The 19,025-nt window shown below is 70.5% G+C and carries 19 protein-coding genes; 4 read left to right on the top strand and 15 right to left on the bottom strand.

What is annotated here, in order from left to right:
- Positions 1 to 199: 199 nt before the first annotated feature.
- The 4 genes from OG285_RS03325 (at position 200) to OG285_RS03340 (ending at position 4,517) form a co-directional block, all read left to right on the top strand.
- A complete protein-coding gene (locus OG285_RS03325; RefSeq protein ID WP_371790109.1) occupies positions 200 to 616 on the top strand; it encodes an SsgA family sporulation/cell division regulator in 417 nt (138 codons plus the stop codon).
- Positions 617 to 658: 42 nt separating this feature from the next.
- Positions 659 to 1,501 carry a class I SAM-dependent methyltransferase gene (locus tag OG285_RS03330; protein ID WP_371790110.1) on the top strand — a complete coding sequence of 281 codons (843 nt, stop codon included), beginning with the start codon at positions 659 to 661 and terminating at the stop codon, positions 1,499 to 1,501.
- Positions 1,502 to 1,768: 267 nt separating this feature from the next.
- Positions 1,769 to 3,367, top strand: coding sequence for an ABC-F family ATP-binding cassette domain-containing protein (locus OG285_RS03335; RefSeq protein ID WP_371790111.1), 1,599 nt, complete (start codon positions 1,769 to 1,771; stop codon positions 3,365 to 3,367).
- Between the two features lie 172 nt (positions 3,368 to 3,539).
- A complete protein-coding gene (locus OG285_RS03340) occupies positions 3,540 to 4,517 on the top strand; it encodes an acyl-ACP desaturase (RefSeq protein ID WP_356834299.1) in 978 nt (325 codons plus the stop codon).
- A gap of 132 nt (positions 4,518 to 4,649) precedes the next feature.
- Here the strand turns inward: OG285_RS03340 and OG285_RS03345 are convergent, their stop codons facing one another.
- The 15 genes from OG285_RS03345 to OG285_RS03415 form a co-directional block, all read right to left on the bottom strand.
- Entirely contained in the window at positions 4,650 to 4,895 is a 246-nt protein-coding gene (locus OG285_RS03345) for a WhiB family transcriptional regulator (protein ID WP_356834301.1), read from the bottom strand.
- Between the two features lie 78 nt (positions 4,896 to 4,973).
- Positions 4,974 to 5,753 carry a VOC family protein gene (locus OG285_RS03350; protein WP_371790112.1) on the bottom strand — a complete coding sequence of 260 codons (780 nt, stop codon included), beginning with the start codon at positions 5,751 to 5,753 and terminating at the stop codon, positions 4,974 to 4,976.
- Between the two features lie 203 nt (positions 5,754 to 5,956).
- Entirely contained in the window at positions 5,957 to 7,396 is a 1,440-nt protein-coding gene (locus OG285_RS03355) for an aminobutyraldehyde dehydrogenase (protein WP_371790113.1), read from the bottom strand.
- Positions 7,397 to 7,481: 85 nt separating this feature from the next.
- A complete protein-coding gene (locus OG285_RS03360; RefSeq protein ID WP_371790114.1) occupies positions 7,482 to 8,720 on the bottom strand; it encodes a lytic transglycosylase domain-containing protein in 1,239 nt (412 codons plus the stop codon).
- A gap of 79 nt (positions 8,721 to 8,799) precedes the next feature.
- The gene (locus tag OG285_RS03365) at positions 8,800 to 9,648 is read right to left on the bottom strand and encodes a hypothetical protein (protein WP_371790115.1); all 849 of its coding nucleotides are present in this window, start codon (positions 9,646 to 9,648) and stop codon (positions 8,800 to 8,802) included.
- 23 nt (positions 9,649 to 9,671) lie between these two features.
- Positions 9,672 to 10,205 (bottom strand): hypothetical protein, encoded by a 534-nt coding sequence (locus OG285_RS03370; RefSeq protein ID WP_371790116.1) that lies wholly within the window; start codon positions 10,203 to 10,205, stop codon positions 9,672 to 9,674.
- A gap of 11 nt (positions 10,206 to 10,216) precedes the next feature.
- Entirely contained in the window at positions 10,217 to 10,786 is a 570-nt protein-coding gene (locus OG285_RS03375; protein ID WP_371790117.1) for a hypothetical protein, read from the bottom strand.
- On the bottom strand, positions 10,783 to 11,295 hold the full coding sequence (locus OG285_RS03380) for a hypothetical protein (RefSeq protein ID WP_356834315.1): 513 nt from the start codon (positions 11,293 to 11,295) through the stop codon (positions 10,783 to 10,785). Before OG285_RS03380 ends, OG285_RS03375 begins: the two co-directional genes overlap by 4 nt.
- Positions 11,292 to 12,554, bottom strand: a complete 1,263-nt coding sequence (locus OG285_RS03385; RefSeq protein ID WP_356834317.1) for an MlaD family protein — start codon at positions 12,552 to 12,554, stop codon at positions 11,292 to 11,294. The genes OG285_RS03380 and OG285_RS03385 overlap by 4 nt, the downstream gene beginning before the upstream one ends.
- Positions 12,554 to 13,732 carry an MCE family protein gene (locus OG285_RS03390; RefSeq protein ID WP_371790118.1) on the bottom strand — a complete coding sequence of 393 codons (1,179 nt, stop codon included), beginning with the start codon at positions 13,730 to 13,732 and terminating at the stop codon, positions 12,554 to 12,556. Before OG285_RS03390 ends, OG285_RS03385 begins: the two co-directional genes overlap by 1 nt.
- Positions 13,729 to 14,913 carry an MCE family protein gene (locus OG285_RS03395; RefSeq protein WP_371790119.1) on the bottom strand — a complete coding sequence of 395 codons (1,185 nt, stop codon included), beginning with the start codon at positions 14,911 to 14,913 and terminating at the stop codon, positions 13,729 to 13,731. The genes OG285_RS03390 and OG285_RS03395 overlap by 4 nt, the downstream gene beginning before the upstream one ends.
- Positions 14,910 to 15,959 carry an MCE family protein gene (locus tag OG285_RS03400; RefSeq protein WP_371790120.1) on the bottom strand — a complete coding sequence of 350 codons (1,050 nt, stop codon included), beginning with the start codon at positions 15,957 to 15,959 and terminating at the stop codon, positions 14,910 to 14,912. The genes OG285_RS03395 and OG285_RS03400 overlap by 4 nt, the downstream gene beginning before the upstream one ends.
- Positions 15,956 to 16,987, bottom strand: a complete 1,032-nt coding sequence (locus OG285_RS03405) for an MCE family protein (RefSeq protein WP_371790121.1) — start codon at positions 16,985 to 16,987, stop codon at positions 15,956 to 15,958. The genes OG285_RS03400 and OG285_RS03405 overlap by 4 nt, the downstream gene beginning before the upstream one ends.
- Entirely contained in the window at positions 16,984 to 18,225 is a 1,242-nt protein-coding gene (locus OG285_RS03410) for an MCE family protein (protein WP_356834326.1), read from the bottom strand. Before OG285_RS03410 ends, OG285_RS03405 begins: the two co-directional genes overlap by 4 nt.
- Positions 18,222 to 19,025, bottom strand: a complete 804-nt coding sequence (locus OG285_RS03415; RefSeq protein WP_356834328.1) for an ABC transporter permease — start codon at positions 19,023 to 19,025, stop codon at positions 18,222 to 18,224. Before OG285_RS03415 ends, OG285_RS03410 begins: the two co-directional genes overlap by 4 nt.

Raw genomic sequence — 19,025 nt, forward strand, 5'->3', positions numbered from 1 at the left:
AGGACTAGACCACTCGACTGATGGTGTGTCAATGATGCGCGCAGGAAGGCCTTTCCGAGCAGTTGCGAGCATGGGCCTGCGCCGCTTCACCGCAGGGTGATGGACGTCACTCCTTCTCCCGGTGCACGGAACGGTCCCGCCGGACGTCTGACCCTTCGAGGGAATACCGCCGGCCGAAACGCGAGAAGGGAGCGAGACCTTGCCTCATGTCGTCGAACAGGCTGTCCAGGCTCGCCTGGTCACACCCGTACCCCGGTTGGAGACCGTCCCGACCACCCTGCGCTACGACCGTGCGGACCCCTTCGCGATCAGTGTGGGCTTCCCGGCGCAGGCCACACTTGCGGGCGTGGCGGTCCGCTGGGCGTTCGCCCGCGACCTGCTGGCCGCCGGAATCCATGCGCCGGCCGGTATGGGTGACGTACGGATCCGGCCGTTCGGCTACAACCGGACCGTCCTGGAATTCCACTCGCGCGAGGGCGTCGCGATGGTCCACATCCACACCGCCGAGCTGCGCCACTTCCTGAAACGGACCGAGACGCTCGTCCCGGCCGGGCGCGAACACCGCTACCTCGACCTGGACCAGGACGTCGTGGAACTACTGCGGGACGCCTGCTGAGGGCTGTCGTCAGGGTCATGACCGATCGGCGATACTCGCGGGATGGCTGATCACGGCGCGGACGACGGATATCTGCTCGACAACCAGCAGGCGGAAGCCGGTATCCGCTTCGGCGCGCTGGCCGAACTGTTCGATCCGGTGACCTTCCGCCACATCGACCGGCTCGGCATCGCCCAGGGCATGCGGTGCTGGGAGATCGGCGCCGGCGGCCCCACCGTCCCCCTGGGACTGGCCGCACGCGTCGGCCCGGACGGTGCCGTGGTGGCCACGGACATCGACACCTCGTGGACCGAGTCCGCACTCGGCACCGGAACCGGAACCGGCGGGACGATCGAGGTCCTGCGCCACGACGTGGCGGCCGACCCGCCGCCGCCCGGCGGATTCGATCTGGTCCACGCCCGCCTGGTCCTGGTCCACGTCACCGACCGGGCCGAAGCCCTGCGCCGGATGGTGGGGGCGCTGCGCCCCGGCGGCCTGCTGCTGGTCGAGGACGCCGACCCCGGGCTGCAGCCGCTCCTGTGCCCCGACGAGTCCGGTCCCGAGCAGCGGCTCGCCAACCGTCTGCGGTCAGGTTTCCGCGAGCTGATGGCCTCGCGCGGCGCGGATCTCGCCTACGGGCGGACGCTGCCCCGGCTGCTGCGCGAAGCCGGCCTCGACGACGTACGGGCGGACGCCTACTTCCCGATCACCTCCCCGGCCTGCACGGTCCTGGAGGCCGCCACCGTGCGGCAGATCCGCGCCCGCCTGGTGGCGGCCGGGCTCGCCACCGACCAGGACATCGACCGGCACCTGGCGAACGTCGCCACCGGCCGCCTCGACCTGGCCACCGCCCCCATGATCTCCGCCTGGGGACGCCGCCCCCTGCTCCACGCCGACCGGACATGAGCCGTCCGGAGCCGGAGGCCGTAAAACACTTTGCGGCCGGGCCCGGCCGGCCGTAACGTTCTCCCTGGCCCTGTCGTCGTTGATCGGAGCAGGACATTGCGCTACTGAGGTCTTGAGACACCGTGCCGTGCAGTGAACACACCTGCGCGCACCGCGTGTGACCTCGGTATTCGAGCTGTCCTCCCGGAACAGGGCCTTCTCCGTGTCCGCCCTGCGGTGTCTCCACCCGTTGCCCCCGCCCTTTTCCGCAGCAACCGGGAGACCCGTATGTCAACCCATGCGTCCACCCACATCTCGTGCACCGCGCTCTCCTTCTCCTGGCCGGACGGAACCTCGGTCCTCGACCGGTTCCAGCTCGCCGTCGGCCCCGGCCGGACGGGCCTCATCGGCCTCAACGGTTCGGGGAAGTCGACCCTGCTCCGGCTGATCGCCGGTGAGCTGACCCCGGGCGGGGGAACCGTCCGTGTCACGGGCGACATCGGCCACCTCCCGCAGAATCTCGTGCTCGACACCGCGCTGCGCGTGGACCAGGCACTGGGCATCGACGTGCAGCGTGCCGCGCTGCACGCCATCGAGGCGGGTGACGCGAGCGAGGAGCACTTCACGGCGGTCGGCGACGACTGGGACGTGGAGGAGCGCGCCCACGCGGTACTCGGCCAGCTCGGACTCGGATCGATCGGCCTCGACCGGACCATCGGCGAGGTGTCGGGCGGCGAGTCCGTCCTGTTGAGGCTCGCCGCGCTGCTGCTGCGCAGGCCCGACGTGCTGCTGCTCGACGAGCCGACCAACAACCTCGACCGGCATGCCAGGCAGCGGCTGTACGCGGCGGTCGACGCCTGGCCGGGCGTGATGGTCGTGGTCAGTCACGACCGTGAACTCCTGGAGCGTGTCGACCAGATCGCCGACCTGCGGGACGGCGAGGTCCACTGGTACGGCGGAGCCCTGTCCGCGTACGAGGAGGCACTCGCCGTGGAACAGGAAGCGGCCGAGCGCATGCTGCGGGTCGCGGAGGCCGATGTGCAGAAGCAGAAGCGCGAACTGGCCGATGCCCAGGTCAAACTGGCGGGCCGCAAGCGGTACGGACAGAAGATGATGGAGCAGAAGCGTGAGCCCAAGATCGTGATGGGCGCGCGGAAGCGCGCGGCGCAGGAGTCGGCGGGCAAGCACCGCATCATGCACACCGAGCGGCTGGACGACGCGAAGGAGCGGCTCAGCGAGGCGGCGGACGCGGTGCGGGAGGACGACGAGATCCGCATCGAGCTGCCGCACACCAAGGTGCACCCCGGCCGGAGCGTGCTCACCCTGCGGAATCTCCAACTGCCTTACGGGAGCGGCGTCGAGGGCGACTTCAGCGCACACGGACCCGAGCGGATCGCCCTGGTCGGGCGCAACGGATCAGGGAAGACCACGCTGCTGCGGACCATCGCGGGCCAGCTGGAGCCGGTCTCCGGGGAGGCGACGGCCCATGTGCCGCTCCGGTTCCTGCCGCAGCGGCTCGACGTACTCGACGACGGGCTGAGTGTCGTGGAGAACGTGGCGCGCAACGCCCCGGACGCCGGCAACAACCTGATCCGGGCACGGCTCGCCCGGTTCCTCTTCAAAGGGGCGCGGGCCGACCAGCCGGCCGGGACGCTCTCGGGCGGTGAACGGTTCCGGGCGGCGCTCGCCGCGCTGCTGCTGGCCGAGCCCGCCCCGCAACTGCTGATGCTGGACGAGCCGACCAACAATCTGGACATGGCGAGCGTGCGCCGGCTGACGGCCGCGCTGGAGTCCTACGAGGGGGCGCTGATCGTGGCCAGCCACGACCTGCCGTTCCTGGAATCGGTCGGCATCACCCGGTGGCTCACACTGGGCGGGAGCGAATAGCCCGGGGCCGAGGCGTGATGTGGCTCTCCGTATCGGCTCCCGACCTGGAGGCATAACAGCCTGTAACGGCACATATCGGAAGTGGGGGTTGGCTGAGGCTTACTGCCGCCTTAACCTACGGATACGTAACCTACGAATCCGTAGGTAACCACTCCCGTCCCCAGGAGCCCCCGTGACGATCACCTCTCCCCACCTCGGCAGTACGGACGCGTGGACAGACGCCCGGCTGCTGTATGCGCTGGAGGAGGTGGTGGAGAAGGAACTCAACCGCCATCTCTCCGTGGCCAAGGACTGGATGCCCCACGAGTACGTGCCGTTCTCCGACGGCCGCAACTTTCCCGGCTTCTTCGAGGACGGGAAGGCGTGGGAGCCCGAGCAGTCCAAGGTCACGGACATCGGCAGGACCGCTCTCGTGGTCAACCTGCTGACCGAGGACAACCTCCCCAGCTACCACCACGAGATCGCCTCACTCTTCGGGCGCGACGGCGCCTGGGGCACCTGGGTGCACCGGTGGACCGCGGAGGAGGGCCGGCACGGCATCGTGATGCGCGACTACCTGCTGGCCTCGCGCGCCGTCGACCCGGACAAGCTGGAGCAGTTCCGGATGGCGCACATGTCGGAGGGCTTCGAGTCCGACAACCGGCACTCGATGCTGCACTCGGTCGCGTACGTCGCGTTCCAGGAGCTCGCCACCCGGGTCTCGCACCGCAACACCGGCCACCAGTCGGGCGACCCGGTCTGCGACCGGATGCTGGCGCGGATCGCGACCGACGAGAACCTGCACATGGTCTTCTACCGCAATCTGCTGGGCGCGGCCTTCGAGATCGCCCCGGATCTCACCATGCAGTCGGTGCGCGACGTCGTCGTCGACTTCCGGATGCCCGGACACGGCATGCCCGGCTTCGAGCGGGCCGCCGCGCAGATGGCCATCGGTGAGATCTACAACATGCGGATCCACCACGACGACGTGCTCCAGCCCGTACTGCGCTATCTGAAGGTCCTGGACATCGACGGGCTCGGCCCGGAGGGACTGAAGGCGCAGGAGGAGCTGGGCATGTACATGGGCGGTCTGGATGCCGAGGCCGCCAAGTTCGACGCGAAGCTCGCGGCCCGCAAGTCCCGGCTGGCCGCCCGCGCCGCAGCGTCGTAGACCGAGCAGCCCCAGCGCCTGCTCGGCCCCGTCAACGCCCGCCCCCGCCCCGGCCGGTACCGCTCGGCGGCCTCCGGCCGGGGCGGGGGCGCCCTCCGTGCGGGCCCCCCGCCCGCACCGTGCGGGCCGGCGTCAGCTCGCGGCGCGTCTCAGGCCGTACCGCTCCTTCTCGGAGAGTCCTCCCCAGACCCCGAACCGTTCGTCGTGGTCGAGGGCGTACTCCAGGCAGGCCACTCGCTCCTCGCAGATGCCGCAGAGGCGCTTGGCCTCACGGGTGGAGCTTCCGGGGTCGGGAAAGAAGAACTCCGGACCCGTCTGGGCGCACAGGGCCCGCTCCTGCCAGGCGAGCTCAGGGGCGTTGCTGGTGGTGATCGACATGACGGACACAGTGCCCGGCGGCGATCAATGTCCGTTCAACAAACGATGAACGAGCACCCCGGCCTCGGGTCTCACGCCTCACGCGGCGGCGGACTCCCCCTTGATCAGCGCGAACTGTGCTCCGTAGGGGTCGGTCGCCTTGGCGATCCGGCCCACCCCCGGCAGATCGACCGGCTCCATGACGACCGAGCCGCCCAGCCGCCGCGCCGATGCCACCGCCGCGTCGGTGTCGGACACCTCGAAGTACGGCAGCCAGTGGCCCGCGTCCGCCGCCCCGGTCTCGACGAAGCCCCCGATGTTGGCCTCCGGGCCGCGCCCCTCCGGGGCCGCCATCGTGTACGTACCCCCCGGGTACGGCGCGGAGTTGGTCTCCCAGCCGAACACCGCGCGGTAGAACGCAGCGGCGGCGGGGACGTCCGTGGTGTACAGCTCGGTCCAGCAGAGCGTGCCCGGATCGTTCACCACGTCCATGCCCTGGTGCTCCCCCGGCTCCCAGGTCGAGAAGGCCGCACCTGTCGTGTCCGTGAACCCGGACATGCGGCCCAGCGTGGCCACGTCGTGCGGGCCGAACAGCGATCCGCCGCCCGCCGCCCCGACGGCCCGCGCGGTCGCCTCCGCGTCCGCCGTACGGAAGTAGACGGACCAGGACGCCTTGCCCGCCTGCCCGTCCATCCCCTGCATCACCCCGCCGACCGTCTTCCCGTCCAGGACATACATGCCGTAGCCACCGAAGTCGGGGCCCGCCGACCGGAACTCCCAGCCGAACAGCGCGCCGTAGAAGGCGGTGGCCCCCTCCTGGTCGGGGGTCGCGAGATCGATCCAGTTGGGTGAGCCTGCGGCAAACGGAATGCTCAGCATGGTGCGCTCCTCGGTTGGGGTCCCCCGTCGACCTGCGTTTCCGAGTCTTGCACCGGGCACCGACAATCCGGCTCGCCACGGCCCTCCGGGTACGGCCGGGCGGGTAGCCGGGCGACCCCAATGGCGTACGTGATCCGCCCCCGGGACGGTGAAGGCCCGCATCTCTGCGGGCCTTCACCGGTGTCGCGTGGGACCGTCGGCTGTCAGAGCGCGGTCATGACGTGCTTGATGCGCGTGTAGTCCTCGAATCCGTACGCCGAGAGGTCCTTGCCGTAACCGGAGAGCTTGAACCCGCCGTGCGGCATCTCCGCCGCGAGCGCACCGTGGTTGTTGATCCACACGCAGCCGAAGTCCAGGCTCCTGGACATCCGCATCGCCCGCTGGTGGTCCTTGGTCCACACCGATGAGGCGAGGGCGAAGTCGACGCCGTTGGCGTAGGCCACGGCCTGCTCCTCGGTGCTGAACGACTGGACGGTGATGACCGGACCGAAGACCTCGTTCTGGATGATCTCGTCGTCCTGGTGCAGTCCGGAGACGACCGTGGGGGCGTAGAAGTACCCACGGTCACCCACCCGGTGGCCGCCCGCCTCGACCGTGGCATGGCTGGGGAGCCGGTCGATGAAACCGGACACCTGGGCCAGCTGGTTCGCGTTGTTCAGCGGTCCGAAGAACGCCTCGGCGTCGTCCGGGCCACCGGTCCTGGTGGCCGTCGCGGCCTTGGCGAGCGCCGCGACGAAGGCGTCGTGGACGGACTCGTGCACGATGACACGGGTCGCCGCGGTGCAGTCCTGGCCCGCGTTGAAGTAACCGGCCACGGCGATGTCCCCGGCGGCCTTGGTGAGGGCTTCGCCGTCGAGGTCGCCGAAGACGACGACCGGCGCCTTGCCGCCCAGCTCCAGGTGGACCCGCTTGACGTCCTTGGCCGCCGAAGCGGCGACCTGCATGCCCGCCCGCACCGAGCCGGTGATCGCGGCCATCGCCGGGGTGGCGTGCTCGACCATCAGCCGGCCGGTCTCGCGGTCTCCGCAGATGACGTTGAACACGCCTTCGCTGTGGCCGAGTTCGGCCAGCACACCGCCGATGATCTCCGCGACCAGGACGGTCGAGGCGGGGGTCGTGTCGGACGGCTTGATGACGACCGTGTTGCCGGCCGCGAGGGCCGGAGCGAACTTCCAGACAGCCATCATCAGCGGGTAGTTCCACGGCGCGACCTGGGCCACGACGCCGACCGGCTCCCGCCGGACGATCGAGGTCAGCCCCTCCATGTACTCACCGGCCGACCGGCCCTCCAGCAGCCGGGCCGCGCCCGCGAAGAAGCGGATCTGGTCCACCACCGGCGGGATCTCGTCGTCGGTCAGCTGTGCGAGCGGCTTGCCCGTGTCGCGCGCCTCGGCCGCGATCAGGTCGGCCGCCCGCTCCTCGAAGACGTCCGCGACCCGCAGCAGCACCTTCTGCCGGGCGCCGGGGGTCGCGTCGCGCCACGCGGGGAACGCGGCGGCCGCGGCCTCCATGGCGGCGTCGACATCGGCGGCCCCCGACAGCGCGGAGGTCTCGTACACCTCTCCCGTACAGGGGTCGATCACGTCGAGAGTGCGGCCGTCGGCCGCCTCCTTGAACTCACCGTTGATGTAGTTGCGCAGCATGCGTACCAGCCTCACGGAATACCCGGCCCGCGTGACCGGACAATGTGGAGCATCCGCGCTCGCCGCCTCCTACAGATCGGCACAGTCAGGACGGCGTACCCGGATCCGCGGGGGCCGAGGCGCAGCCGTCGCCTGGCGTGCCCGACGGGCTCGGGTCCGGCGTGGGCGCACCGGAGGGGGACGGTGAGGGCGACGGGCAGTCCGGGGGTGTGCTGCCACCGCTGCCGGGATCGGGCGACGAGGTGTCCGGCGGCCCCGATGTGGGGCCGGACGAGGGCGAGCCGGTACCGCCCGGATCCCCCGGGGCGCTCGGTGAACTGCCCGGTGGGGTCGGTGTGCCGCCGCCGGACGGGCTCGGGGACGGGCCGGCGGACGGGGTGTGGGAGGGCTGCGGTCCGATGACGATTCCGCCGCCGTGTCCCCCCTTTCCGCCGTGCCCCGGTCCCTTGTGCCCGTGCCCTGTGCCGGACGGCGTCCCGCTGCTGTCGGACGCGCCGCCCGCACCCGGACTCTCCGGCAGGACCCCCTCGCCGTCCGGGACCTCGTGCGTCCCGTTGCGGTAGAAGGAGAGCCAGGACAGCACGAGCCGCAGGTAGGCGTCGGAGTGGTTGTAGCTGAGGACCGCGCTGTCCAGACCGCCGCTGCTGCGAAGATCACGGCCTCCCGCGCAGAGGTAGTGTCCGGCGGCGAGCGCGGCGTCGAAGACGTTCTCGGGGTCCTTCTTGCCGTCGTGGTTCCCGTCCTGCCCCCAGGTCGCCCACGTGGACGGGATGAACTGCATCGGGCCCACCGCCCGGTCGTACGTCGCGTCCCCGTCGTACGCGCCGTGGTCGGTGTCGGGGATGTGCGCGAAGCCCGAGCCGTTGAGCACCGGGCCGAGGATCGGCGCGAGCGTGGTGCCGTGCGTGTCGACCGCCCCGCCCCGCGCCTGCCCCGATTCGACCTTGCCGATGGCCGCGAGCAGTTGCCAGGGCAGCCCGCAGGCGCGGTCGCTGCGGCGCAGCTGTGCCTCGGCGGACCGGTAGGCGGCCAGCACGGTCGCCGGGATCCCCGACTGTTCGTACACCTGTCCCGCGCCCGTGGCGTCGACCGGATTGCCCGGTGGAGGCGGAGTGATCAGCGGCGGGATCTCGGTGTGGAACGAGTTGTCGGTGGGGCCGTCGACCCGCGCGGTGGTCTCACCCGCCGGTACGGATGATCTCCTCGGCTGGGGCAGCTGATGGTGCACGAGTCCGGGCGCCTGCGAGGCGGTCAGCGCGGCCATGGCCACGGCGGCCACCGCGCTGCCCCCCAGTCCCCGCCGCATCCGCCGCACGTGCCTCATACGCCGCTCCCTCATCGGAATTCCGGAATCCGCCGGCCGGCCGCTCGGCCGACCGGCCAACTGATCGCACTGCGCCGGGTCATCGGGTGAACGTGTCGATGTCCGAGATCCGCCACTTGCCGCCGCCGCGCACCGCGTCGACGGCGAACATCGCCGCCGCGTAGGTCGTCCGGTCCTTCTTGGCCGCCGTGTCGGTGTTGCTCTGGTCCGCGTAGAGGAGCACCCGGGCGCGGTCGCCGTCGATCAGCTCCACGCCGCTCTCGGTGACGGTGGTGGTCAGCACGAGCTTCTGCTTGGCGGCCTGCGCGCGTACCGCCGCCAGCATGTCCTTGTGCTGCTTGACGGCCTTGCCGGTGAGGAGGGCCGCAGCGGCCCGGTCGGCCTTGGCCGTGCTGGTGTAGTCGTACGAGAAGAGGGCGTTGACGGCGCTGGTGACCTGCCCCTTCACCTCGGTCGTACGGGCCACGTCGGTCAGTGCGCCGTTGCTGGTCGCGGCGTCGTCGTGCAGGGCGGAGGCCCGCGTCCCCGCGTAGGCGGCGAACCCGCCGAGCAGCACCGTGAGGACGGCCAGCACCACGGGCAGCCGCACCCATGCACGGAGCGACGGGCGCGCCGCCCCGGCCTTCCCGGACGTGCCTTTCCCGGACGCGGCCTTCCCGGACTCGGCCTTCCCGGGCACGGTTCCCCCGGACACGCTGCCGGCATCGGGCTCCGGAGACCCCGCCTCATCGGGTTCGGCTTCGTCCGTGCCGGGGCCAGGCGCGTCGGAGCTGCCAGGCGCATCGGGCGTGCCCGGTCCCCGCTCCCCGGGCGGCCCGGGCTCCGCCCGCTCCGGTGGCGGGTCCTCCGTCCCCCGCGGCCTGACGCGCACCGGGGCCACGGCCGCGAGTCGCCGCTGCCGGTTGATGAGATGACGGGTGGTCGACATGTCGTCCTCAGCTCCTCTCCTGGTCAGCCGGCGGTGTTGCCGACGGGCGCCTGGCCCAGGGCGCTGAGCTTCCAGCCCCCGGACGTACGCGTGAGTTCACCGAGCAGTCGGCTCTCCTTCTCGGCCGGCTTGCCCTTCGGGGCGGTCACCGTGATCCGCAGCGCCACCATCACGCTCGCCCTGCCCGCCCGGTCGTCCAGTTCGGTGACCGCGCCGGAGAGCACCTTCGCCGTGGAGACCGTCTGCGCCTGTTTGATCTGCTTCTCGAACTCGGGCCTTCCGTCGGTGAGTTGCTTGTGCAGATCTCCCGTGGTCGACGCCTCCCACGCGTCGAGCCCGGCCGTCAGCTTCCGGTGGTCCAGCGTGTTCATGTTCTGTACGGCCTGCTCCCCCGCGGCCAGTACCCGGTCCCGCGACCGTGCGTACACGGCGGAGTCGTCGTGCGCGGCCGCGTACCAGGACCACCCTCCCCAGCCCGCCGCCCCCGCTGCCAGCAGCGTCAGCGCGAGCGCCACGACCGTCAGCGGGTTCCTTGCCGTCCTGAGCGTCCTCAGCATGTACGTCTCCCTCAGCGGGCCGTGATGTCGGTGATCAGCCAGTTGCCGCCGCGGAGTTCGGCGGTCACCGAAAGCTGCGCGGCCACCGCCCCGGCCGGTCTGCCCTTGCGCTGTGCGGTCTGGTCGAGGAAGACCAGCAGCCGCGCCTCGCTGCCGGTCAGCCGGGTGACTCCGGCCCGTACCACCTGGGTGGTGAGCGTCAGCTTCTGCTCCTTCGCGCGCTTCCCGACCTGGCCGAAGAGCTCCGCGTACTGCTTCGCGGCCTTCCCGGCGAGCAGTTCGCGCGCCGACTGCGCCGTGACGTCGGTGGCCTGCGGTGTGTAGGAGAGGACCTTGCCGAGCGTGTCGCTGACGTCGCCGGTGACCTGCGAGGTCGCCTCCGTGTCGGTGAGGGCGCGGTTTCCGGCGGCCGGGGTGCTCCTCAGCTGGTGCGCCCGGAAGAGCATCCCGGACCCGCCGAGCACCAGCAGCAGAACGGCCAGGCCCGCCGCGATCAGGGCCCTGCGGTGGCCGCGCCCGCCCGCCGCGGGCGTCTCCTCGTCCGGGGCGTCGACCCCGATGTCCTCGACGGTGCTGCTCACGCGCCCTCCTTACCGACCGGCACTGCGCTGAGTGCGGTGACTTTCCAGCCGTCCGGGGTGCGGGCGAGCGTGGCCGTGAAGCGTTTGCGGTCGGTGGTGGCCGTACCGCCCCTGGGGGTGACGGCGACGTCGACGGTGGCGATCAGCGAAGCTGTGCCCGCCCGGTCGTCGAGCGCGGTGAGCGCTGCGCCGGTGACGGTGCCGCGCGCGGAGGTCCCGGCCTTGGTGAGCGTGGTGCGATCGGTGGCGCGGGTGGCCGCCAGCTTGTCGTGGAGCGCGCCGGACGAGGCGTCGAGCCACTGCTTCAGCCCGCTGTCGGTGTCCTTCACGTCGAGGGTGTTGAGCTCGGCGACCCGTTCGCGCCCGGCCGCCAGCGCGGCGTCCCGGGACGCCGCGTACCTCAGCGAACCGTCCTGGTGCGCCTGCCAGTACACCCACCCTGAGACGGCGCAGAAGAGGACGGCCACCGCGACGGCCAGCCCGCTCAGCACCTTGGTACGCGTGGTCACGCGCCGCCTCCCAGCCCGAGCAGGCCGCCCAGATCGGTGGGGCCCCCGGCGGGCAGCGCGGGTGTCCCCAGCGCGCCGGGGAGCGAACCGGACCCACCCGCGTCGGTCCCCAGGAGCAGGGATCCCGGCTTGGCGGGCGCCGGAACCGGACCGCCGCGCGGTGCGTTCGCGGACCCGCGCACCTCCTTGCCGGTACTGGGCGGCGACGTGCAGCGCGCTGCGGTGTTGAGCTCCGAAGTGGCGCTGGTGTCCAGGCCGTTGCGGTACGTCGTCCCCCCGTACCCGGCGGTGCACGGCAGCGGCGAGAAGAAGGTGACGGCCATCCCGAAGCGTGCTCCCTTGGCATTGATCGCGGTCGACCCCGCCGCGGCCACCGCCGGCAGTTTCACCAGCAGTTCCTCCGTGCCGCGCTGCCGGGTGACCGCTACGTCGGAGGTCGTCAGCAGATTGGCGAGGACCACGCTCAGATCGGGGTTCAGGTCTCTGAGCAGTCCGCTGACCTGCGTCGCGGCCTCCGGTGTGGCCGCGATGAGCGCGCGCAGATCGGTGTCGGAGTCCACCAGCTGTCCGGCCAGGCCCCTGGCACCCCTGGCGAAGGACTTCAGCGCCTCGCCCTCCTGCGTCTGGGTACGGAGCACGGTCTCGCCGTCGGTCATCAGTTTGGTGTCGGTGGGCAGGGCCTTGTCCGCGGCCTTGAGGAAGTCGGTGCTGCTGTCCATCAGGACCTGGAGGTCCTCGCCGCGCCCGTCGAGTGCGGTGCCGAACTCGTCCACGACCGTGCGCAGCGCGTCCAGATCCACCGACGACGTCAGGTCGTTGACGCTGGTGAGGACGTTGGTCACCGGGGCCGGGACACTCGCGTCGGACCGGGCGATCCGGGAGCCGTCCGCCAGGTACGGGCTGCCCGTGGCGACCGGACGCAGATCGATGTACTCCTCGCCGACCGCCGACAGGTTGGCGACGACCGCTTTGAGGTCGGCGGGGATGGCGGGCGCCGAATCGCTGATCCGCAGGTCGGCCTCCACGCCGTTGGCGGTCAGCCGGATCGGGCCGACCCGGCCCACCGAGACACCCCGGTAGGTGACGTTGGCGTGGGTGAACAGCCCTCCGGTCTCCGGGAGTTCGACCTTCACCACGTAGTAGCCGCGCAGCCCGACCAGATGCCCGAGGTCGGCGTAGCGGGCGCCGAGGTAGCCGAGGACGAGCACCGCGATCAGCAGGAAGGCGATGTTCTTCAGCCGGGTGGCCCTGGTGACCATCAGTGGCCGCCTTCCGTGGACGGGGCGGTGAGTGAGGGCAGCGGCAGTGGTGGAGCACCGGCGGCTCCGGGCTTCTGCTGCGCTGTGGCGCCCCCTGTCTGGGCCCCTCCCCCGCTGAGGGTGATCGGCGGAATGATCTGTGTCCCCGGCACGGCGGTCACATCCAGATAGACATTGAGGTAGTCGCCCTTCACACCGCGCAGCACCTCGTCGGTGAAGGGGTAGGTGAAGAGCACCTGCAGCGAGTCGGGCAGGTCCTTGCCGGAGTCGGCGAGCTGCTGGAGCGTCGGTGCGAGGGCCTTGAGGTCGGCGACCATGTCGGCCTTGCTCTTGTTCACGGTGTCGACGGCGACCCCGGAGAGGGTGTCGAGCGCCTTGAGCATGGTGAGCAGGGAGCCGCGCTGCTTCTCCAGGACCTTCAGCCCGGGGCTGAGTCCGGTGAGCGCCTTGCCGATCTCCTGTTTGCGGGTGGCGAGCGTCGCGGAGAGCCGGTTGACGCCGTCGAGCGCGTCCGTGATGTCGCTCTTGTGCCCGTCCAGGCTGGTCACCAGAGTGTTGACGGACTGGAGCGTGGAGCGGATCTGCGGCTCCCGGCCGCCCAGGGTCTTGTTGAGTTCGGTGCTGATCGTCTTGAGCTGCTGGACGCCTCCGCCGTTCAGCAGCAGGGAGAGCGCACCGAAGACCTCCTCGACCTCCGGGTTGCGGTTGGTGCGCGAGATCGGGATCGTCTGGCCGTCGGTGAGCGGGGCGGCGTCCGCACCCTTGTCGGGCGCGGTGAGCTGGATGAACTTCTCGCCGAGCAGACTGGACTGTTCGAGGTGCGCGTAGGCGTTGCGCGGCAGGCGCACCTTGCCGTTGACGCGCATGGTGACCCGCGCCGACCAGTTCCCCGGCGAGAGCGTGATCTTCGAGACCCGGCCGACGGCCACGTCGTTCACCTTGACCGCGGCCTGCGGGACCAGGTTCAGCACATCGCCGAAGTCCGCGGTGATCTCGTACGGGTGCGGGCCGAGGTCGGCTCCGCCCGGCAGCGGCAGGTTCTCGATGCCGGAGAACGACGGCGCGGCGCAGCCACCGAGGGTGACGGTGCAGCCGACGGCCAGGGCGACCGCGGCCGCGATGCCCGTACGGGAGGAGCGGGACGTGCGGGAGGAGCGGGAAGCAGTGGTCCGGGTCACCGGGCGGCCCCCTTCTGTGCCGTGGGCTTCGCGGCCGGCTTCGACGGGGGGCCGTACACGTCACCGACCGCCGGAAGCGGCAGCGCGGGCAGCGACTTCTGCTGGGACGGCTGTACGGGGACCAGGCCGTCGAGCCCGGCGCCGGCCGGGACGCCGCCGGCGGTTCCGGCCCCCGGCCCGGCCGTCGATGCGGCGCCCGCCGAACCGAGTTGGCCGTTCATGCTGATCTCGTTGAGGTTGCCCCGGCCGTCGATGGTGCGGTGCACGGGGTCGTAGGCGTTGAGCAGGTTGCCGGCCGCGAGCGGTGCGTCGTCCAGCATCTCGGCGAGCGAGGCCCGCTGTTTGACCAGCGTGTCGGTGATCGGCCGCAGCTGGCTGACGCTCTTCTTGAGGGAGCCGCGGTTCTCCTCGATGAAGGTCTTCACCTGGCCGAGCGCGGTGCCCAGTTCCTTGAGGGCGGTGCCGAGATCGTCCTTGTCGTCGTCGAGGAAGCCGGAGACCGTGGCCAGCTGCTGCTCCGCGGTGTGCACCTTTCCGTCGTTGCCCTTGAGCATCGTGGTGAAGGACTGGAGGTAGGCGAGCGTGTCGAAGAGGTTGCCGCTGCTCTTGTCGAGCGTCTTGGCCGCCTTGCCGAACTGCTCGATCGAGTCGCCGATCGCCTTGCCGTTGCCGTCCAGGTTGGCCGCGCCGGTCTTCAGCAGATCGTCCAGCGCGCCCTGGGAGTTGGCGCCCTTCGGCCCGAGCGCGGTGGCGAGCCGGGTGACGCTCGCGTACAGCTGGTCGACCTCGACGGGGGTGGCGTTGCGGGCCGCCGCCAGCGTGGCCCGGTCCTTGAGCTGCGAGCCGCCGGTGTACGCGGGTGACAGCTGGACGTACCGGTCGGCGACGATGCTCGGCGCGACGATCAGGGCGCGGGCGTCGGCCGGCACCTTCACGCCCCGGTCGAGGACGAGCACCACCCGCACCTCCCGGCCGTCCGGCCGCACGGAGTCGACCTTGCCCACCTTCACTCCGAGGATCCGCAGGTCGGAGCCTGCGTAGAGGCCGGTGGCCCGGTCGAAGTAGGCGGTGATCCGGTGGCCACCGGCGCTGTCGAGGGCGAGGACACCGGTGGTGGTCACGCCCGCGACCAGCACGAGTCCGGCCCCGATGCCCACGATCCGCCTGGTGGTGTGGTTCATCGGCTGCCCCCCTGGGTCTGCCGCGGCGACATGCATCCGGTGGCCGGAGGTGTGCCCGTCGGCAGGTAGTTCTTCGGGACGAGCCCGCAGATGTAGCTGTCGAACCAGCGGCCGTTGCCCAGGGTGTTGCCGACGAGCCGGTAGTACGGCCCGGCCAGTGACAGCGCCTTGTCCAGGCTCTTGCGGTTCTTCAGCAGGACGGTCGTGACCTTGTCGAGTGCCGTCAGTGTCGGCTTCAGCTGCTTGTTGTTGTCCTTGACCAGACCGGTCAGTTCCGTGCCCAGGTCGGTGGTCCCGGTGAGCAGCAGATGGATGGAGTCCCGCCGGTTCTGGATCTCGCCGAGCAGCAGATTGCCGTCCTTGAGGAGGGCGTCGAAGCTGCTGTTCTTGTCGGAGAGGGTCTTGGTGAGCTGTTTGCTGCCCTTGAGCAGCTTGGCCAGTTCGGCGTCCCGTTGCGAGACCGTCCGCGACAGCGCGGAGAGGCCGGTCGCCGCGTTCCTCACATCGGGGGGCGAGTCCTTGAAGGTGTCCGAGATCGTCTCGAAGCTCTTCGCGAGCTGTTTGGTGTCGAGGTCGCCGATGGTGTCGCTGAGCCCGCTGAACGCCTGCGTGACGTCGTACGGGGATGTGGTGCGGCTCAGCGGGATCCGGGCCGACGGGTCCTGCGGTCCCGTACCGACCGGGTCGAGTGCCAGGTACTTGTCGCCGAGCAGCGTCTTGATGGCGATGGCCGCCGTACTGGAGTTCCCGACCCAGGCGCCCTTGACCTTGAAGGACACCTTCACCTTGGCGCCGTCCAGCGCGACCGCCTTCACCTGGCCGACCCTGACCCCGGCGATCCGTACCTCGTCGCCCGGGCTGAGCCCCGCCGACTCGCTGAAGTCGGCGGTGTACGTGGTGCCGCCGCCGATGAAGGGCAGCGAGTCGGCCCGGTAGGCGGCGAGCCCGATCAGTGCGAGCACCAGCAGCCCGACGAGGCTCACGGCAACCGGGTTGCGCTCCCGTACGGGCTTGATCCGCGGGAGCCGCAGGCGGGACGCGTTCATCCCTGGCACCTCGATTCGGTGACCGGGATGCCGGTGGGCGGCTTACTGCCGTCCGATGTGGTCACGCCCGTCACCCTGGCCTCGCAGAGATAGAGGTTGAGCCACGACCCGTAGGAGGCGAGCCGGGTGACGGCCTGCATCTTGGCGGGTGTGTTCCGCAGGAAGTCCTGAAGCTGCGGGGTGGCGTCGCCCAACTGCTTCGACACGCGGCCGAGTTCGCTGATGTCCTTCTTCAGCGGCGCCCGGCCGTCCTGGAGGAGTCCGGCGGTCGAGGTCGTCAGCGCGCCCATCGCGGTGATCGCGTCGCCGAGGGGCTTGCGGTCCCCGGCGAAGCCGGAGACGAGCTGCTGGAGGGTGACGACGAGGTCGTTGAAGTCCGACTCCCGGTCGTTGACCGTCGTCAGTACCGTGTTGAGGTTCTTGATGACCTGGCCGATGACCTTGTCCTTGGCCGCGACCGTGGTGGTCAGCGATCCGACGTGCTGCAGCAGGCTGTCGACGGTGCCGCCCTCGCCCTGGAGCACCTGCACGATGGAGTTGGCCAGCTGGTTCATCTCGGCCGGCGCCAGCCCCTGGAGGAGCGGCTGGAACCCGTTGAACAGCTCGGTGAGGTCCAGGGCCGGTGTGGTGTGCGAGAGCTGGATGGTGTCGCCGGGCGGGAAGAGCCTTCCGACGGGCCCGGTGCCCTGTTCCAGGTCGACATACCGCTGGCCGACCATGTTGAGGTACTTGATCGACGCGGTCACCGAAGCGGGCAGCGTGCGCCCCTTCTCCACCGCGAAGCGCACCTCGGCGAGCCGCCGGTCGGCGACCTTCACGGATTCGACCTGGCCGACCTTCACCCCGGCGATCCGTACGCTGTCCCCTTCCATCAGCCCGGTGGCGTCGGTGAAGCGCGCCCGGTAGGAGACGGTGTCGCCGACGTCCGTGTTGGCGATGCTCAGCCCGAGGACCGCGGTGGCCAACGAGGTCACCAGGACGAAGACCAGGGACTTGACGAGCGGAGCCGTCAGGCTGCGGCGCTTCACTTGAGCTTCACCTCCGCACCGCGGAAGACCGGGCCGGCCAGCAGGCTGCTCCAGTCGGGAAGGGACTGCGCCGAGGTCTTCGCGCCGGGGGCCAGCAGTTCGTTGACGAGCTCGTTCTCCTGGGGCGAGTTGGGCAGCCCGAGGCTGCCGGATCTGCTCGCTCCGGTGGCGGCGGTGGGCACGGTCCTGCCTGTGTAGGGGACGGAGTAGCAGTGCGGCCCGCCGCTCGCCGTGTAGGACGGGGTGTCCTTGCCCGGTGTGTACTTTCCGAGCGAGGGGACGGAGTCGAGGCTGACGTGCAGTCCCGGCTCGTCGGTGCCCTTGCCGAGCGCCTTGTCCATGGCGGGGACGAAGCCCGCCAGGGTGCTCAGGGTGCAGGGGAACTCGGGGGCGTACTTCGCGAGGAGCTCCAGGGTCGGCCGGCCGGTCGCGGAGAGCCGGATGATGTTGTCCTTGTTCTGCTGGAGGAAGGCCGTGATGTCCTGGGCGGTCCTGGTGGTCGTGCCGTACAGGCCCGCCAGTTGGGCCTGCTTCTCGGCGAGGGTGGAGCTGGTGGTGGTGAAGTCGGTGAGCGCGGTGAGGATGTCGGGCGCCGCGTCCGAGTAGACCTTGGTGACCTTGACCAGCTCCGCGATGTCCCGGTTCAGCGTCGGGAGGTGCGGGTTGAGCTTCTTCAGGTACGTGTCGAGGGCGACGAACGTGTCGCCGAGCTGTTGGCCCCGCCCGCTCAGGGCCTGCGAGACGGCGGTCAGTGTGGCGGAGAGCTTCTGCGGCTCGACCGCGGTGAGCAGCGGCAGTACGTGGTCGAGCACCTGCTCCAGCTCGATGGCGTTGCGCGAGCGGTCCTGCGGGATGGTGTCGCCCGCCTTCAGTGCGCGGGTGGACGCGTGGGCCGGGGGTACGAGGGCGACGTACCGCTCACCGAAGAGGGTCGTCGGCAGCATCTGCGCGGTGACGTCGGAGGGGACCTGGCCCAGCTTGTCCGGCTGGATGGCGAGGGTCAGCCGGGCACCGCCGCCGTCCGAACTGATGCCGCGCACCTGCCCGATGACGACACCGCGCAGCTTCACGTCGGCGTTGAGGTGCATCTCGCTGCCGACGGTGTCCGCGTCCACCCGCACCGTCGCCGAGTCCGTGAAGTCCTTGCGGTACACGGCGATCGACAGCCAGATCAGCAGTGCGGGGACCACGATGAAGACGACACCGGCGAGCCTGCGCCGTACTGTCCGCGCGCTCATCCCGCCACCTTCACGGTCGTCGTGGCACCCCAGATGGCGAGGGAGAGGAAGAAGTCGGTGACGCTGATGAGCACGATGGCGTTGCGCACCGACCGGCCGACCGCCACCCCGACCCCGGCGGGGCCGCCGGTGGCGCGGAAGCCGTAGTAGCAGTGGGCGAGGATCACCAGCACGCTGAAGATCAGCACCTTGAGCACCGAGAGCAGCACGTCGTCCGGGGAGAGGAACAAGTTGAAGTAGTGGTCGTAGGTGCCGGACGACTGCCCCTTGAAGAGGACGGTCACCAGCCGGGACGCGACGTACGAGCTGAGCAGCCCCATGGCGTACAGCGGAATGATCGCGACGACACCCGCGATGATCCGGGTGGTCACGAGGTACGGCATGGAGCGCACCCCCATCGCTTCGAGGGCGTCCACCTCCTCGTTGATGCGCATCGCGCCGAGCTGGGCGGTGAAACCCGCTCCGACGGTCGCCGAGAGGGCGAGTCCGGCGACCAGTGGGGCTATCTCGCGGGTGTTGAAGTACGCGGAGATGAACCCGGTGAAGGCGGCGGTGCCGATCTGGTTGAGCGCGGCGTACCCCTGGAGGCCGACGACCGTCCCCGTGAACAGGGTCATGCCGACCATCACGCCGATGGTGCCGCCGATGACCCCGAGGCCGCCGCTGCCGAAGGCGACCTCGGCGAGCAGCCGCTGGACCTCTCTGATGTAGCGGCGCAGGGTGCGCGGGATCCAGATGAGCGCCCGTACGTAGAAGGCGAGTTGGTCGCCGGAGCGGTCGAGCCAGCCGAGCATGGACAT

Origin of the sequence: Streptomyces sp. NBC_01471 (assembly GCF_041438865.1) — a bacterium.
In the GTDB taxonomy this organism is placed as follows: domain Bacteria; phylum Actinomycetota; class Actinomycetes; order Streptomycetales; family Streptomycetaceae; genus Streptomyces.

Excerpts from the sequence above, each read along its gene's own strand:
- OG285_RS03395 (WP_371790119.1), bottom strand. The coding sequence starts at position 14,913 with ATGAACCACACCACCAGGCGGATCGTGGGCATCGGGGCCGGACTCGTG.
- OG285_RS03385 (WP_356834317.1), bottom strand. The coding sequence starts at position 12,554 with ATGGTCACCAGGGCCACCCGGCTGAAGAACATCGCCTTCCTGCTGATC.
- OG285_RS03330 (WP_371790110.1), top strand. The coding sequence starts at position 659 with ATGGCTGATCACGGCGCGGACGACGGATATCTGCTCGACAACCAGCAG.
- OG285_RS03350 (WP_371790112.1), bottom strand. The coding sequence starts at position 5,753 with ATGCTGAGCATTCCGTTTGCCGCAGGCTCACCCAACTGGATCGATCTC.
- OG285_RS03345 (WP_356834301.1), bottom strand. The coding sequence starts at position 4,895 with ATGTCGATCACCACCAGCAACGCCCCTGAGCTCGCCTGGCAGGAGCGG.
- OG285_RS03365 (WP_371790115.1), bottom strand. The coding sequence starts at position 9,648 with ATGTCGACCACCCGTCATCTCATCAACCGGCAGCGGCGACTCGCGGCC.
- OG285_RS03400 (WP_371790120.1), bottom strand. The coding sequence starts at position 15,959 with ATGAACGCGTCCCGCCTGCGGCTCCCGCGGATCAAGCCCGTACGGGAG.
- OG285_RS03370 (WP_371790116.1), bottom strand. The coding sequence starts at position 10,205 with ATGCTGAGGACGCTCAGGACGGCAAGGAACCCGCTGACGGTCGTGGCG.
- OG285_RS03415 (WP_356834328.1), bottom strand. The coding sequence starts at position 19,025 with ATGTCCATGCTCGGCTGGCTCGACCGCTCCGGCGACCAACTCGCCTTC.
- OG285_RS03355 (WP_371790113.1), bottom strand. The coding sequence starts at position 7,396 with ATGCTGCGCAACTACATCAACGGTGAGTTCAAGGAGGCGGCCGACGGC.
- OG285_RS03335 (WP_371790111.1), top strand. The coding sequence starts at position 1,769 with ATGTCAACCCATGCGTCCACCCACATCTCGTGCACCGCGCTCTCCTTC.
- OG285_RS03410 (WP_356834326.1), bottom strand. The coding sequence starts at position 18,225 with ATGAGCGCGCGGACAGTACGGCGCAGGCTCGCCGGTGTCGTCTTCATC.
- OG285_RS03360 (WP_371790114.1), bottom strand. The coding sequence starts at position 8,720 with ATGAGGCACGTGCGGCGGATGCGGCGGGGACTGGGGGGCAGCGCGGTG.